The organism is Helicobacter sp. 'house sparrow 1' (assembly GCF_900199585.1).
Classification (GTDB): domain Bacteria; phylum Campylobacterota; class Campylobacteria; order Campylobacterales; family Helicobacteraceae; genus Helicobacter_H.
The window spans coordinates 40,793-55,964 of sequence record NZ_FZQY01000008.1; the positions used below are offsets into that span (position 1 = coordinate 40,793).

A 15,172-nucleotide genomic window follows, 5' to 3' on the forward strand; every position below is an offset into this window, starting at 1 on the left:
CTAATGATCCTTTTTTTGTTGAGCTTTTTGGATAATCTGTTCATATGCTTCTGTATATTCAATTCTACTTTTATCCTGTTTTAAAATTCCTGTTGGAAATTTACCCTCTCTCTCTTCAGGAGATGCTAATTCATATTTATTTTTAGGCATTATGCGAGATTCTATCCATTTCAACATTTCCACAGCTTCGCCCATTTTATTTTTTCTTCCCAAATTTACATGGCAATTACTATGTATGTCAAAAAAGCTAAATCCCTGATGCTTAAAACCTTCTGTTAAAATTTTTTCAATCTTTGCAGAATCTAAAACACTTTCCCTTGCTATAAAGGTTGCACCAGCAGAATCTGCGAGCTTGCAAGGATCTATACTATTTTCAATATTCCCATATTGAGCAGTTACTGTCCACATACCACTTGGGGTTGTAGGTGAAGTTTGAGAATTAGTAAGTCCATAAATAAAATTGTTAATTAAGATTAAATTAATATCAATATTTCTTCTACAAGCATGCATTGTATGATTCCCACCTATTGCTAAAGAATCGCCATCGCCACTTACTACAATAACATGTTTCTTAGGGTTAGCCAATTTAATACCTGTAGCATAAGCAATAGCCCTACCATGCGTAGTATGGACTGTATTGCAATTCACATAAGAGCTCATTCTACCACTGCATCCAATGCCACTAACTAGGCAAACATCATCCATATCCCAACCAACATTAGCAATAGATCTTACGATAGCTTTTAAAATTACCCCATCACCACATCCCCAACACCATAAGGTTGGCAATTTATCTGTGCGTAAATATTTATCATAATCAAAAGCCATTTTTTACATCTCCTTAACTTTTGCAAGAATCTCATCTGGAGAAATACTTCTTCCATCTGCCTTTCCTAGAAAATCAACCTTCCTACCCAGTATGCTTTGCACTTCTTCTACATATTGCCCCTTATTTAACTCAACCACCAATATTTTTTTAGTTTTTCTACCCAATTCCTCAATTTCTTTTTTAGGACTTGGCCATAATGTTAAGGGTCTAAAAAGTCCAACTTTTTTATCGATCTTATTTAGTGCGTCTTTTATGGCAAGAGAAGTAGATCCATAAGCAATAATTACAATCTCTGCATCATCCACCCCAACTTTCTCCACTTGAGTAATTTCTTCTACATTGCTTTCAATCTTATTAAAAAGTCTATCAATCAATCCTTGTGAAATCTGTGCATCTTCTGTTGGAAAACCTATAGGTCCATGATGCAAACCTGTAATATGGTAGCGATAACCCTTAAAAAATGGATTTAATATAGCAGGCTCATTAAAACCAACTTCATAGGGTTTATATTGTTTAGGATCCCCATCAAAAACTTTACGATTAATGATTTTAATTTCATCCAAAGATGGAATAGTAGCTTTCCCATACATATGCCCAATTGTTTCATCTAGAAGTAAAAAAACAGGAGTCATAAATCTCTCTGCCAAATTAAAGGCTCTAATGGTTTCAGTGTATGCTTCTTGAAGTGTTCCTGGAGCCAATGCAATGGACTTAAAATCACCGTGTGTAGGATTTTTAATAAAATTAATATCACCTTGAGCAACCCTTGTTGGCATACCCGTAGAAGGACCTGATCGCATTACATTTGCAATCACAAGCGGAATCTCAGCCATAAAACTATAACCAATTTGCTCTGCTTTTAAAGAAAGTCCGGGTCCAGAGCTTCCAGTCATGGATTTGACCCCACTCATACTAGCACCTATTGCCGCAGCTATTCCACCAATCTCATCTTCCATTTGAATAAACTTACCGCCATATTTTGGCAACATCACGCTTAGTTCGTGCATTATTTCAGATGATGGGGTTATAGGATAGCCACTATAAAATCTACAACCAGCATCAACAGCAGCCCTTGCTACTAACTCATTGCCATCTGCAATTATTTCTTGCATTTAATTCTCCCTTATTTTTGATAGATACAATTATTTTCTTTGATAATTCTTGCTCTCTCTTTAGATTCTTCTGTAAGCTTGGCAAATTTAAAGTCTTTACGATCTGCTACAAAAATTGCAAAATCAGGACAATGTAACTCGCACTCTCTGCATCCAATACAACTTTCAGGATGCAAAACCTTAATCATTTTTCCAAGTATTTGACTAGAATCCAACTGCATTGCCAAAACCCCAGCAGGACATCTAAAAACACAAATATCACATGCCTTACAGCGACTTTCATCTGTCCAAACACTTACATTTTTTGATAGCATTGTCCTCTTCTCTCCTAATAAATAACTTATAAAAACTTCAAAAAAATATTGCGAAATATAGCATAACTTTACCCCATATACCCCGTTTTATATCTATTTTAAGGCGAAGTTATACCTTATTTAATATTTTTCTTATGCTCTTCATAAGTCTTACTAAAGGTATGGGTTCCATTCTTATTTTTTACAAAATAAAGATAATCAACCCTTGCAGGGTTTATAGCTGCTTTGATTGCCTCAATACTAATACTCCCAACAGGTGTGTTAGGAACTCCTTTGTTTTTATAGGTATTAAATTCACTATTGTCACTGCGGATTCTTTGGGCACTTACTCTTGTATGAGAATATTGCGCATAATTCAAGCTCCCATCCATTTGTAAGGGCATTCCTTTCTTGATACGATTATAAATTACTGCACTAACAAGTGGCATTTCTTGAATATTTGCTGCTTCTTTTTGAATAATTGAGGCAATACTCACATATTTAAACCATTGTTTTTGGTCATATACTCCCAATACCTTAATGGCAAGTTGCTTATGTCTTTGCATTGATTGTTCAATCAAATATTGCATTAAAAAATCTGCAGTCGCACCTATTGGAAGTTTATAAGTATCTGCAAAAATTACCCCATCTTGATAAGGAGAGTATTTTATAAAGGATTGATTTAGATCTTGAAATGAAACTTTTAAACTTTCAGATAGCTGTTGATTAAAATAATACATTGTTTCACCAGGAACCAAGGTCACATCTACCAATGCTGCCTTAGAATTTGTCAGAGCAACTAAAAAATCTATCTTGCTAAGATCTTCTCTACCAATATCAATAAAACCACTCTGAGGCTTCCCTATAAAGCGTAGAAAAAACTTATCAAAACGATTAACATCATACCCATTGTTAGCCAGGTGTGTTATAATACCTCCAATGGATCCCTTCGGAATTAATAGGTTTTTTTCGGAAGAAATTTTAGTATTTAAATAGAATATAACGGTAACCATAATGAGTAAAATAAAATCAAAAAGAGCACTAAGCCTTATCGTATCTTTTTTAGTCATCTTTATCCTGTTTTTTAGTATCTATGCGATATTATCAAATGGGATTAACATTCAAAAACTATCACTTGGTAAAATTACAGTCCAAGGATTGTATCTAAAACTTGATAACAAACCTATTTTAGAGCTTGAGAAATTAGATCTTCAGAAACTATTGGAAACACCTAATAAAAAACCCCTCAACATTGAAGATATAAATAATAAAATAAGGTACCTTACTTGGGGGGTGTCATTTTTCCAAAAATTATACATAAAAGATATTGTTTTAGATCCCACAAACACAGCAAGTATTTTATTTGATGGGAAACAATATAATCTCTCCTTTCCTGATATTGAAGCAAAATTTAATATACAAGAAGATTTAGATCATCTAAACCTTGAAATTGTGACTTTATTTTTAAAAAAGTTTAATGTTGATGTGAGAGGGAAGATAGTATATATCCCCACAAAGAATGAAATTGCCTTTAATTTTAAACTGAATCACAAGAAACACCAAAGCGAATTTTATGCTCAAGGAATTACAAATCTTAAAAAACTTAGTTTAAAAATCAAAAGCTCAAGCATAACTTCCCTTAATTTTTTAAAACCCTATCTTGAGGATATTGACAATAAAGAATTAAAAAATTGGCTTTTTCAAAAGGTATTTTTTGATAGTGCAAGAATTGATAAATTTAATTTTGAAACCACTTTAACCCATAGAAGCTTTTTATCAGGTATTGAAAAGTCTTTGGATGCAAAAGTCGTTATTAGCGCTGCAGAGGTAACACTCTTTAATGATCTAGATCCCATAAGATCTCAAGAAGTTATCGCAACCTTTCAAAACAAAAAACTAACACTTCAACTTGATAACCCAACCTATGGAGAGACATTATTAAATGGCTCAAGACTGGAGTTTGAAAATCTCTTCCGCACTCCAAAAATAAATATTTTTATAAAATCCCAAGAATTTCATTATAGCTCAAACCTACTTAGTCTTCTTAAGCATTACAATATAGAAATTCCTATACAATCTTTAGACTCACCATTATCAGCAGATTTAAGACTCTCTTTACAATTTTTAAAAAATCATGAAATGTTGGTTGGTTTTAATGGTGGAATTAAGATTTTAAACTCCAATTTTACTATCTTTAACATACCTCTATATTCAAGATACTCAAATATTATCTTTGATATCACTCCTCAGTATAAATACATCTACATTACGGCAAATGATACCCATTACTACAATATGCTAAATGCGGATCTAGATGGTGTGTTAGATCTTGAAAAACATACCTATAAAACCCAGGTAAAAATTTTTAAAGCTTTAATTAATACAGATCAAGAAATTAACTTTTCCAAACCTTTCTTAAAACAACAGCAAGAATCAAAAGAAGAAAAACAAATAGAAACTCAAAAATTTGATTTTTCAAAAAGTGTTAATACACTCACCCCTCTTGAACTTAAAAAACTCATATTATCCTCAATAAAAGAAGATGAAGCACCTTATGCAAAGGATATTTTATACATTTCTCCAGATGAAAATATTACTGCTAATGTTGAAATTGATTTTAGCGAATCTGAGGATATTAGAGTGGATATACCTGATTTTGATATTAAATTAAAAATACAAGATGATGACTTTATCATTACCCTTAATGACTTTTCAAAGATTAGCACATACTCTCCAATGTTTACTTATCTTGATATTAAAAGCGGAAGTGCAGAAATCACCACAAGTGATTTCAAAGATTTTGACTTCTTATTTACTTTAGAAAATCTAACAATCCCCCTTTATGACACACAAGGAAAGGTTGTAAAGGCATTAGACTTTAGTGGCTTTATTAAAGATGATGTAATTCAAGTACGAACACTAGATAAAAATATAATCTTTAATCGCAAAGATTCTCAAAATAAAATCCAAGTAAAGGGTTATAACTTTAATATGAGTGATTTTTTTGAAAGCAAGATTCCAGCGATACAACAAGCGTTGCATGGTGATTCTAGTGGTGTTTCTCTTTCAAAAGAACAAGTGGCAAATAAATTGGATTTTTTAAAACATAAGCACCGCTATGAACGACAACATAATATTAAACCTCAAATGACAAATATTGAAATTTCTGATATGAAAATTTACTATAAAGAATATACTGTCCCTACAGAAGAAATCAATATTCGTTTTAGAGATCAAAGAATTCTTGGGGATATTACCTATAAAAACGGTATAGCAAATCTTGATTTTATTGATGGAGATATTTATATAAAAGCAAGTAATTTTAGCGGTGATTTTGTTAATTCTGTAATACAAAAAGACATTTTTAATGGAGGTCTTTTTACTCTAGTTGGAGCCTATAAAAATAAATCCTTTAATGGAGAATTAAAGATACAAAATACTACATTTGGAAACTTTGTAGTTTTGCAAAACATTATTAACCTCATTGATACAGTTCCTTCTTTAATTGTTTTTAAAAATCCAAACTTGGGAGCAAGGGGATATCAAGTTTCTCAAGGCAGTATTCTCTTTGGATTAAATCAAAATTATTTGGGATTAGAAAAAATTCATTTAGTTGGTGATAGTATGGATATTGATGGGAATGGAATCGTGCAATTAGACAACAAAGAAATGAATATCAATCTTAAAATTTCTACCATTAAAAATTTTAGTAATATCTTAAGTAAGATTCCAATAGTGGGTTACTTGGTGTTAGGAGATGAGGGTAAAATATCAACTAATCTTACTTTAAATGGAACATTAGAAAATCCAAAAACAGAAATTAGTCTAGCAGAAGATGTAATCACTGCACCCTTTAATATTTTACGCAGAATCTTCACCCCTATTGATCTTATGGTTGATGAAATCAAAAATGAAATTAAAGATGATAGTTATAGAAAATAATATAAAAGATTGAAGGAAAGATATGAAACTTACTGAAGCAATAATCAACACTCCCTATAAGATTACTCAAATCAACAATGAAGACAAAAAACTATTAGATAGACTTTTATCCTTTGGAATCACTAAAGGTAGTGTTATTACACCTATCCATTATTCTGCAAAAAAATCAACTCTTGCAATCAAAATTCAAAATTCCCAGATTGCCCTGCGCTATTGTGAAGCTCATCAAATTCAAGTAGAACTCTTCTGCAATGACTAAAACTCAAAAAGCGCAAGCTATTAAAGCTAGATTGCTGGAGCATTTTGTTGCTCCAAAAACAGAATTAAAATATCGCAATATCTTTGAACTCTTAGTTGCAGTAATACTTTCTGCACAATGCACCGATAAAAGAGTAAATATTGTAACGCCTGCACTTTTTGCAAAATATCCCACCCCCTATGATCTTGCTCAAGCGGATCTTATGGAACTCAAAAGCCTTATACAATCTGTATCTTTTTTTAATAATAAGGCCAAAAACCTCATTTTAATGGCTAGACAAATTCTTCAAGATTTTGATGGTAAGGTTCCAACCAATCAAGAAGATCTAAAACAGCTTGCAGGAGTTGGACCAAAGACAGCCAATGTAGTATTAATTGAATATTTTAATGCCAATCTTATGGCTGTTGATACTCATGTATTTAGAACTTCTCACCGTCTTGGATTAAGCAAAGCAAAAACTGCTATACAGACAGAAATTGATCTTACAAAACTCTTTAAAACCGATCTTGATAAATTACACCAGGCTTTTGTCTTATTTGGTCGCTATACTTGTAAAGCACTAAAACCTGTTTGCGAAAAGTGCTTTTTACAAGAATTTTGCAAGACAAAGAAAAACTTTAAACCAACATAAAAAAAGATATAATAAAACCTAACTGATTAAGCACATAGAAAATTGGAGTGGAATCTTTGGAAATTTTTGAAAAAAGTTTTATTGATACTATTAAAGACATTACTCAAATAACACCTCAGGAAGTTAGCCTAAAACTTGAAGAAGGATATATATCAAGCATAAAGCTTGGAGAAAATACCCTTGTGTATGTTATGGCAAATAAGGAGTTTTTAACCTTATTATCTGATATTTTATTGTTTGATAATAATCCAAATGAAGATACTTTAAATGACCTAATTGGTGAACTGGCTAACTTAATTGTAGGAAGGGCAAAGGTTTTATTTGAAGAAGAGGGTAAAAATTTTACAATATCACCTCCAATGCCCTGTGTTAAAAATACAACTATACAATATGATAAAGACAGACATTTTTGTATAAATAATGCATGTTGTAGCATCTTTATTAAGGGGGTCACAGATTTATGAAAAAACAGTCTGCTTTTGGTGTTTATGACAAAAAAGAGCAAGAATTAACCACTTATCTTGAAGATATGATTCAAAGCTATGAGGGTCTTTTAGATATTGAAGCTGTTTTTACTGCAGAATTAGGTTCCACTAAACTCACACTGAAAGAAATTTTAAATTTTGAGAGAGGAAGTGTAATTGATCTAGGAAAACCAGCAGGAGAGAGTGTAGATGTATTTATTAACAGTAGAATTGTAGGTAAAGGGGAGGTGATGGTATATGAGAAAAACCTTGCAATTCGTCTTAATGAAATTTTAGATTCTAATGCAATTGTTTATTATCTCACTAAAGAACAATGAAATATTTTTTTACTTTTTTATTCACCCTCACCTTTGCTTTTTCCCAACAACAGGTTCATTCCTATAAAATTGAGTTTCAAAAAAATCAATTAAATTTATATCTCAAATTCTCTCATCCAATAAATAAAGATACAATCATACAAAACAAAAAAAATATAGAAATTAAACATATTCAAAATATTAGGCCCATTAAGAAAAAGTATTCCTCCAATCAAGATGAAGAATTGTTGCTGTACTCAAAAAATAATAATCTTATGGTTGATTTAAAAACAGAAACTCCTTATAAAATAGATTATGAGATTCAAAATAACTTAGTTCATCTAAAATATATATTCTTACCAAAGAAAAGTGGTTTAGACTCTCAATACTTCATTGTTTTATTTATCCTTTGTGGATTGATACTTGCGCTATTTTTTGTCAAAAAATCTATTGCAACTAAGCAAAAAAACAAGGCATTATCTATAGAGCATTATTTTATTGATTCTAAAAATAAAATACTATCCATATATCTCAATAATACACGCTATATAGTGTTAATTACTCCAAAAGGTGCTACCTTGTTGGATAGGATTATTACATTTGATGATGAAACATAATTACAAACGTTTTTACCTTGCACTACTCTTCTCCCTTATCTTTCACTGCATCCTAGTTATCTTGGTATTTTTTTTTAGCAAAACTCCAATACAAGAAGAACAAAAAAAAGTCAAATTAGAAAATCTTCTTGTATTAAAAAGAGGAACAAGCCAAGATGCTTCAAAAAATACTCAAGGATCAAGAAAGCCATCTTTGTCTTCTCAAAACAAAGCTTCATCCCTGCCAGCACCATCTAAACAAACCAATAATCTTGCTGTCTTAAACAAACCATCTCCAATTCAAAAATCAATATCCCCAGAAGATAACCAAAAAACACCCCAAGAAAATACGCACAACCAAACAACTCATTTTGATCCAAAAAATCTTTCATTCCTTAACCAACCTCAACAAATTTTACCCCAACAAAACACACAATCATCAGATGAAAATAATAGAGGAAGAGATTCTAAAACTATTCAAGAAATCAATGAACTTTATGGGGAAGAATTTGGTGATCTTGGAACTGCAGAAAAAGATTTTATTAGAAACAATCTTAGAAATATAGGAAGGATTACCCAACGCTATCTTACTTATCCAAGTGTCGCTGCATATTTTGAACAAAGTGGTATCAATGCAGTAGAATTTTATCTCCATCCAAATGGAGATATTACAGATCTAAAAATTATCAAATCCTCTGGATTGAAATCTTTTGATTCTGCTACCTTAAATACCATTAAAATAGCTTACAAAGACTATCCAAGACCAGAAAAAAAAACATTAATTAGAATTAAAGTAACCTACTCTTATTTTGGTTTTTAGCCTAAAAATTTATTTTTCAACAATAGAATCTAAAAAAATCTTTACACTTCTATCTAAAAGTTCAAAAACTTCCAAGAAACCATCCAACCCCTTGTAGTATGGATCTGGTATATCCTTTCCATCTAACCCATAATCTCCTATTTTTACAATCTTATGACTATCAATTCCTATTTCCCTTAGTCCTTCTACATTACTTTGATCCATAGCAACAAATAAATCTGCTTCCATATAAGGACTGGCTTTTGAACTTCTTAACTCACTAATATTAATCCCAAACTTTTTAGCTACTGCAATAGAATTATGATGAGGTCTTTCCCCAGAGTGAAAGCCAGAAATTCCTGCAGAATCTACCTGTATGCTCCATCCTTTTTGCCTGATATATTCCCTTGCAATACCCTCTGCTAAAGGGGATCTACAAATATTTCCTAAACAAATAAAGACTACTTTAAACATCTTAATTCCTTCGTATGAAATTAGATATAATTATAATAATATACCTCATAAATGGGATTTAATCTATGCAAAATCAAAGTGTTTGGTTGTTTTATTTTTGTTTTTTTTGCATAACTTGTTTGCTTCATGGTCTTGTATATTTTACCTTCTTTTATAGGGTAGGTATTACAAGACCTAAATATGAATTTTATTTCATAGCTTTACTTTTAACTCTAAACCTATCTTATATCTTTTTGCACAATTCCTTTGATTTTCCCTATGGCATCAATTTAATACTCTCTTTTAGTCTGGGAATTAGTTTCTTACTCATTGTTGGTGCCATATTTTATTATCTAAGCATTCTACCTCTCTTATTATTTGGAACCAAAGAGCAATATTACAGCTTTCTTCCTATTGCAAGAATATCATGCTTAAGCCTTGCCATTTTAGGCATGATTTATGGCTCTTATAATGGCTTTTTTAAACAACCCAAACTGCAAAAAGTTACCCTTGACATACCCCTACTCTCCAAAGAATTAAAAATTGTTCAGATCAGTGATTTGCATATCAATACCTTTGTAAAAATTCAATCTATACAAAAAGTCATTGATATTGCAAATGCAACAAATCCTGATATTATAGTTCTGACAGGAGATATTGTTGATGCAAGAAGCGACTTTGTTGGAGAAAAGATTAATCTCTTAAAAGGTCTTAGATCTAAATTTGGTACCTATTATGTCCTAGGCAATCATGAATACTTTCACGATACAAAAGAAATCTTAGAAAAGCTAAAAGAGAATAATATTATTATCTTAAACAATACAAGCTCAACTATCAGTTATGAAAATAAAGCTCTAATTAATATAATAGGTATCACAGATTTCTTTGGCAACAATGCAGGTTTCTTACAACCTGATATTCAACAAGCTATTTTAAAGGCCACTCCAAATATTCCAAGTGTTTTACTCTCACACCAGCCTAAAGTGATTGAATATTTAAAAAATACAAAAATTAATCTTGTGCTATCAGGACACACACATGGTGGGCAAATCTTCCCTTTCAATCTTTTAGTGCCCCTGCAACAACCCTATGTTAAGGGCTTATATGAATTTAAACCGCAAGAATATATCTATATTAGTCAAGGTAGTGGATTTTGGGGTCCTCCTATGAGGATTGGAACAAATTCTGAGATTACATTAATTAAACTAGTGCCTCAACAAAACATTAAATAGATTAAAAGTTTTGCTCAAAAAATGTAGCAACATTACTTCGAATAACCTGTTGCAATTGTATGCCTGCAATCTCATCACAACTTAGTGCTTTTTGTAATAAGCTAACTGCACCATTTCTAAACTTACTTAAATAAGGATGATCAATTTGTTTCCAATCTCCAAGAAAACATATCCTGCTATTTTCTCCCATTCTTGTTCCAATAAGCTTAATGGTTGCATTTGATGCATTCTGAACCTCATCAAAAATAACAAACTTATTGCTTAGGGTAATTCCTCTAGCATGTGCTATATCCATAACTTCAATTTTGTGTTTTTGCAAAAAATATTCTGTTGCATATTCTTTATCTAACCCATTGGCTTCGCCCCTATACTCTATCTTTTTTGCCAATGATTGATTTTGCAAGGTAGTAATAGTAAAATTTATAACACTATAGAGTGGATACATAAAATAATAAAGTTTTTGCTCCTCATCCCCCTTACGATATCCAAGTTCTGCTTCTTTATCATTTGCTGTAATTGTATTTCTTAGATATACAATCCCATCGACAATCTTTTTTTTCACTAAATAAATACCTGCTTGCAAGGCAATCAATGTTTTGCCACTTCCTGTTGATCCTGTTGCAACACTAATAAAATTTTTTGGGTGTAGCAACATTGCATAGAGCATCTTTTGTTCGAGGTTTATAGGTCTGATATAAGGTTGGGTTTCCTCTACAATCCCATCAAGATCCATTGATTCAAAATTATCATTTTGCTTGATTCCATAAAACCTTTTACCTGTCAAATATGTCAAACCACCTGTATTGTCTTCTTCTAAAACTTCTATTAAACTCCAATTACTAAGCTTTTTAAAATTATCATCTTGATTAAGTATTGCGATATTATGATCTTTATGTATCTTAAATTGACTCCAAAAATTTATCTTACCTGGATCCTCTACCCTATCTCTAAAAAGGGATTGTGTTTTAATACCCCTTGCTAAGAGTCTTGTCCTTAGTGCAATGTCATTACTTAACAAAACAAAACCATAATCTTGAACAATCTCTGCTATTCTTGTATCATTAAAGGAATAATCTCTAATTTCACTCTTATAATGCTTGCGATAAACAAAAATCAGAGGTATTCTTGTATCATTTTTACAGAGGCGAACTTGCTTAAAAAAATCTCCATCACAAGGCTCCAAGTCTAATTTTTCAGAATCTTCATAATGAATATTCCTAAAAAATTCTCTTGCAAAAAAACCATTTTGATTGTTCAAATTTTTATGCTTATCAAGCTCTTCAATCACAATATCACTTATGTAAATTTTTGTTGAAACATTATGAAAGATATAAAAAAGATTTTCAATATCATCTAAAATAATAGAGGTATCAACAAGGCAAGATTGTTTATTATTCATATTAACCTTAATTTTTCACACAATTATAACAAGTTAAGTTGTGTTTTATGTTCTTTTAAGCTTTTATTGACTATAAAATATTTTCATAAAATTATAAAGGAAAACAATGATTACACAAGAAACAATAATCAATACACTTAAAGAAGTAATTTATCCAAACTTCCAAAAAGACATCGTAACTTTTGGTTTTGTAAAAGATGTCAATTTACACCAAGATGCCCTAGCCCTACGCATTGAAATCCCATCTAATAATCAAGAAGTTATCAATCAACTTGATAAAGAAATTAATGAAAAAATGAAAACTTTGGGAATCAATAAGCTTCAACTTGATATAAAAACTCCACAAATTGCGGCAACAAAACCAGTGGGTCCAAAAAACATTGCACCTCAAATCAAAGATTTTATAATGATTAGTAGTGGTAAAGGTGGTGTTGGAAAAAGTACAACAAGTGTAAATCTAGCAATCTCTCTTGCTCAACAAGGAAAAAGAGTGGGATTACTTGATGCAGATATCTATGGGCCAAATATTCCTAGAATGTTAGGGGTTCATACTAATAAACCAGAGGTAGATTCTAGTGGTAAAAAACTATATCCACTAAAGGCTTATGGTATTGAGATGATGAGTATGGGGGTTCTTTATGAAGCAAATCAAAGTCTAATTTGGAGAGGACCTATGATAATGCGAGCAATTCAGCAAATGCTTACTGATGTTTTATGGAGTGAGCTTGATGTCTTGATAATTGATATGCCACCAGGAACTGGAGATGCACAACTTACACTTGCACAAAGCGTTCCAGTGAGTGCAGGGATTACTGTTACAACTCCCCAACAAGTAAGCTTAGATGACAGTATAAGAAGTTTAGATATGTTTGAAAAGCTAAATATTCCCATTGCAGGAATAGTTGAAAATATGAGTGGTTTTATTTGTAAAAACTGCGGAAATGAAAGTGATATTTTTGGCAAAGGAGCATCACAAGCCCTAGCACAAAAATATAATACAAATATCCTAGCACAAATCCCTATTGAGGAAAAAATTAGAGAAGGTGGTGATAGTGGCAAGCCTATTGTATTCTTCCATCCACAAAGTATTAGCGCAAAATCCTATATGAAAATGGCTGATGATGTTATCTCATTCCTACATAAAGTGGAAAAGGAAGGTCTTGCAAATAACAAAGACATACAACCTACTCACTAACAGCTATTTATCTTTTTTAGAGTTTCTAAAATATAATGTGCGTGACCTTTTGCTCGCACATTATAAAAGCTCTCTAAAACAATTCCATCTCTAATAATAAAAGTGCTTCTAATAACTCCTCTTACTTCTTTTCCATACATTATTTTACTTCCATATGTACCATATGCACTCATTACTTGTCTTTGAGAATCGCTAAGCAATATAATGTTGAGTTGTTTATTTGTTATAAATCCCTTGTGGCTTTTTGGACTATCTGGACTAATGCCAACAATAATACTATCCATTTCCTCAAATAAAGGGGATAAATTAGAAAAATCCTGAGCCTCAAGTGTACAAGCTGATGTATTATCCTTAGGATAAAAATATAATATAATGGTTTTAGAACCAAAATCTCTTAATCCAATCTCAATATCATCCTGATTTTTTAAAAAGAAATCAGGAGCCTTATCGCCTTTTCTTAACATCTTTATCCTTTTATGACTTCAATTAAAATAAATCTTATCACAAAAACCCTATATTATGATGTTAATAATTTTCATTTTAGCTATTGTTTTTTAAAAACATCAAGAAAAATTTTAAATACCCAACTCTAGATTCTTTTATTGATTGTGCTAAAACAAGTCAAAGAAAATTTAAGAAGCAAGATTAATGGGCATAAAAGCATTATCTCTGGGGATAATAACCCACTAATACTTAGCTTTCCAAAAGCAAAGAAAAGACCCCATATTATGAGTGAAAGCACAATAAAAATAAAACCCAATAAAGCTAAATTACTGTATCTTGCTAAAGAAGGAACAAAAAAAGCAATAATTATAATTGTTAGGGGAACAAAAAAAGGTATTAATATAAAACTATATAAAATAGCTCTAATCTTTGTATGATTGGCTTCCTGATTTCTTAAAATAATTAATGATTGAAATGCATCAATAATAGAAACAGAGGGCTTATTTTGATAAATTGTATCCAAGATCTTTGGCCTAAATCCCTTCAGAATCCTCAATGTTTCTTCTTCTCTTATCTCCAAACCCTTAGAACCCAAAATCAAGTCTTTTGGGACATTTGCCAAGGTTGCTTTATTCATCACCCAGTAATTATCAATAAAATGAGCTTCTTTAGCCTGTGCAAAACTTTCTAAAAAGTCATCCTTTAGTCTAAATACCTTGATATTTTCTGCCTTTTTTATTAAGGGATAGATCTTACCAAAATAGACATAATTATCTTTATACTTAACTAGCAGATCCTCTGTCATATTAGAAAAATTTTCTTGAGAAATAATAGCTTCTGCCTTTTCTTGTGCATACACAAAAGGTGTCGCATTTAATCCTATATAAAAAAATGTCAAAAGTCCTGAAATAATTAAAACTGGAGATAAAATTCTCTTTTTGGAATATCCTAGTGCAAGAAAAGCAGTGTATTGATTACTCTTAGTTAAAGCCAAATAAAAGATAATACTAGCAAGTAAAATTGAAATAGGTAAAGTATAATTAAGTGCATATAAAAAATCATATACAAAAAATAAAACAATTAAGTTTGCTGATGCTGGCAATTGATCCAAATACTTTAAACTATCAATACTCACAAAAAATACTTGCAAAGCTAGAAAGATAATTACTATAAAGCGTAAATAGCTTTTACTTAAATAAAAAAACAA

17 protein-coding genes are annotated in these 15,172 nt (G+C 31.2%); 9 read left to right on the forward strand and 8 right to left on the reverse strand.

What is annotated here, in order from left to right; translation table 11 throughout:
• From C6H31_RS04450 to mltG, 4 genes are all read right to left on the reverse strand, one after another.
• Positions 1 to 828, reverse strand: a complete 828-nt coding sequence (locus tag C6H31_RS04450) for a 2-oxoglutarate ferredoxin oxidoreductase subunit beta (RefSeq protein ID WP_104697619.1) — start codon at positions 826 to 828, stop codon at positions 1 to 3.
• Positions 829 to 831: 3 nt separating this feature from the next.
• Entirely contained in the window at positions 832 to 1,941 is a 1,110-nt protein-coding gene (locus tag C6H31_RS04455) for a 2-oxoglutarate synthase subunit alpha (RefSeq protein ID WP_104697620.1), read from the reverse strand.
• Between the two features lie 11 nt (positions 1,942 to 1,952).
• Entirely contained in the window at positions 1,953 to 2,255 is a 303-nt protein-coding gene (locus tag C6H31_RS04460; RefSeq protein ID WP_104697621.1) for a 4Fe-4S dicluster domain-containing protein, read from the reverse strand.
• A gap of 116 nt (positions 2,256 to 2,371) precedes the next feature.
• Entirely contained in the window at positions 2,372 to 3,304 is a 933-nt protein-coding gene (mltG, locus tag C6H31_RS04465) for an endolytic transglycosylase MltG (protein WP_104697622.1), read from the reverse strand.
• On the opposite strand from mltG, the gene C6H31_RS04470 reads away from it, so the two are divergent.
• From C6H31_RS04470 to C6H31_RS04500, 7 genes are read left to right on the forward strand one after another with little or no spacing between them, the layout of a single operon-like run.
• The gene (locus tag C6H31_RS04470) at positions 3,249 to 6,176 is read left to right on the forward strand and encodes a DUF3971 domain-containing protein (RefSeq protein WP_104697623.1); all 2,928 of its coding nucleotides are present in this window, start codon (positions 3,249 to 3,251) and stop codon (positions 6,174 to 6,176) included. The genes mltG and C6H31_RS04470 overlap by 56 nt on opposite strands.
• Positions 6,177 to 6,198: 22 nt before the next feature.
• On the forward strand, positions 6,199 to 6,435 hold the full coding sequence (locus C6H31_RS04475; RefSeq protein ID WP_104697624.1) for a FeoA family protein: 237 nt from the start codon (positions 6,199 to 6,201) through the stop codon (positions 6,433 to 6,435).
• Positions 6,428 to 7,066, forward strand: a complete 639-nt coding sequence (gene nth / locus C6H31_RS04480) for an endonuclease III (RefSeq protein WP_104697625.1) — start codon at positions 6,428 to 6,430, stop codon at positions 7,064 to 7,066. Before C6H31_RS04475 ends, nth begins: the two co-directional genes overlap by 8 nt.
• 56 nt (positions 7,067 to 7,122) lie before the next feature.
• Complete coding sequence (locus C6H31_RS04485) at positions 7,123 to 7,530, forward strand: chemotaxis protein CheX (protein WP_104697626.1); 408 nt, start codon at positions 7,123 to 7,125, stop codon at positions 7,528 to 7,530.
• Positions 7,527 to 7,868 (forward strand): flagellar motor switch protein FliN, encoded by a 342-nt coding sequence (fliN, locus tag C6H31_RS04490; RefSeq protein WP_104697627.1) that lies wholly within the window; start codon positions 7,527 to 7,529, stop codon positions 7,866 to 7,868. The genes C6H31_RS04485 and fliN overlap by 4 nt, the downstream gene beginning before the upstream one ends.
• Complete coding sequence (locus tag C6H31_RS04495; protein WP_104697628.1) at positions 7,865 to 8,464, forward strand: hypothetical protein; 600 nt, start codon at positions 7,865 to 7,867, stop codon at positions 8,462 to 8,464. The genes fliN and C6H31_RS04495 overlap by 4 nt, the downstream gene beginning before the upstream one ends.
• A complete protein-coding gene (locus C6H31_RS04500; protein ID WP_324726470.1) occupies positions 8,451 to 9,263 on the forward strand; it encodes an energy transducer TonB in 813 nt (270 codons plus the stop codon). Before C6H31_RS04495 ends, C6H31_RS04500 begins: the two co-directional genes overlap by 14 nt.
• A 9-nt stretch (positions 9,264 to 9,272) precedes the next feature.
• On the opposite strand, the gene C6H31_RS04505 is transcribed toward C6H31_RS04500, so the two are convergent.
• Positions 9,273 to 9,716 (reverse strand): low molecular weight protein-tyrosine-phosphatase, encoded by a 444-nt coding sequence (locus C6H31_RS04505; RefSeq protein WP_104697629.1) that lies wholly within the window; start codon positions 9,714 to 9,716, stop codon positions 9,273 to 9,275.
• Positions 9,717 to 9,781: 65 nt separating this feature from the next.
• On the opposite strand from C6H31_RS04505, the gene C6H31_RS04510 reads away from it, so the two are divergent.
• Complete coding sequence (locus C6H31_RS04510) at positions 9,782 to 10,927, forward strand: metallophosphoesterase (RefSeq protein WP_104697630.1); 1,146 nt, start codon at positions 9,782 to 9,784, stop codon at positions 10,925 to 10,927.
• Between the two features lies 1 nt (position 10,928).
• Here C6H31_RS04510 and C6H31_RS04515 read toward each other — a convergent pair whose 3' ends face one another.
• The gene (locus C6H31_RS04515; protein WP_104697631.1) at positions 10,929 to 12,326 is read right to left on the reverse strand and encodes a PhoH family protein; all 1,398 of its coding nucleotides are present in this window, start codon (positions 12,324 to 12,326) and stop codon (positions 10,929 to 10,931) included.
• Positions 12,327 to 12,432: 106 nt separating this feature from the next.
• Here C6H31_RS04515 and C6H31_RS04520 point away from each other — a divergent pair, with 106 nt between their 5' ends.
• Positions 12,433 to 13,521 (forward strand): Mrp/NBP35 family ATP-binding protein, encoded by a 1,089-nt coding sequence (locus tag C6H31_RS04520; protein WP_104697632.1) that lies wholly within the window; start codon positions 12,433 to 12,435, stop codon positions 13,519 to 13,521.
• Here C6H31_RS04520 and C6H31_RS04525 read toward each other — a convergent pair.
• Together C6H31_RS04525 and C6H31_RS04530 are read right to left on the reverse strand one after the other, a co-directional pair.
• Positions 13,518 to 13,991, reverse strand: coding sequence for a peroxiredoxin (locus tag C6H31_RS04525; RefSeq protein ID WP_442778072.1), 474 nt, complete (start codon positions 13,989 to 13,991; stop codon positions 13,518 to 13,520). The genes C6H31_RS04520 and C6H31_RS04525 overlap by 4 nt on opposite strands.
• Positions 13,992 to 14,110: 119 nt before the next feature.
• Positions 14,111 to 15,172, reverse strand: a complete 1,062-nt coding sequence (locus tag C6H31_RS04530; RefSeq protein WP_104697634.1) for an LptF/LptG family permease — start codon at positions 15,170 to 15,172, stop codon at positions 14,111 to 14,113.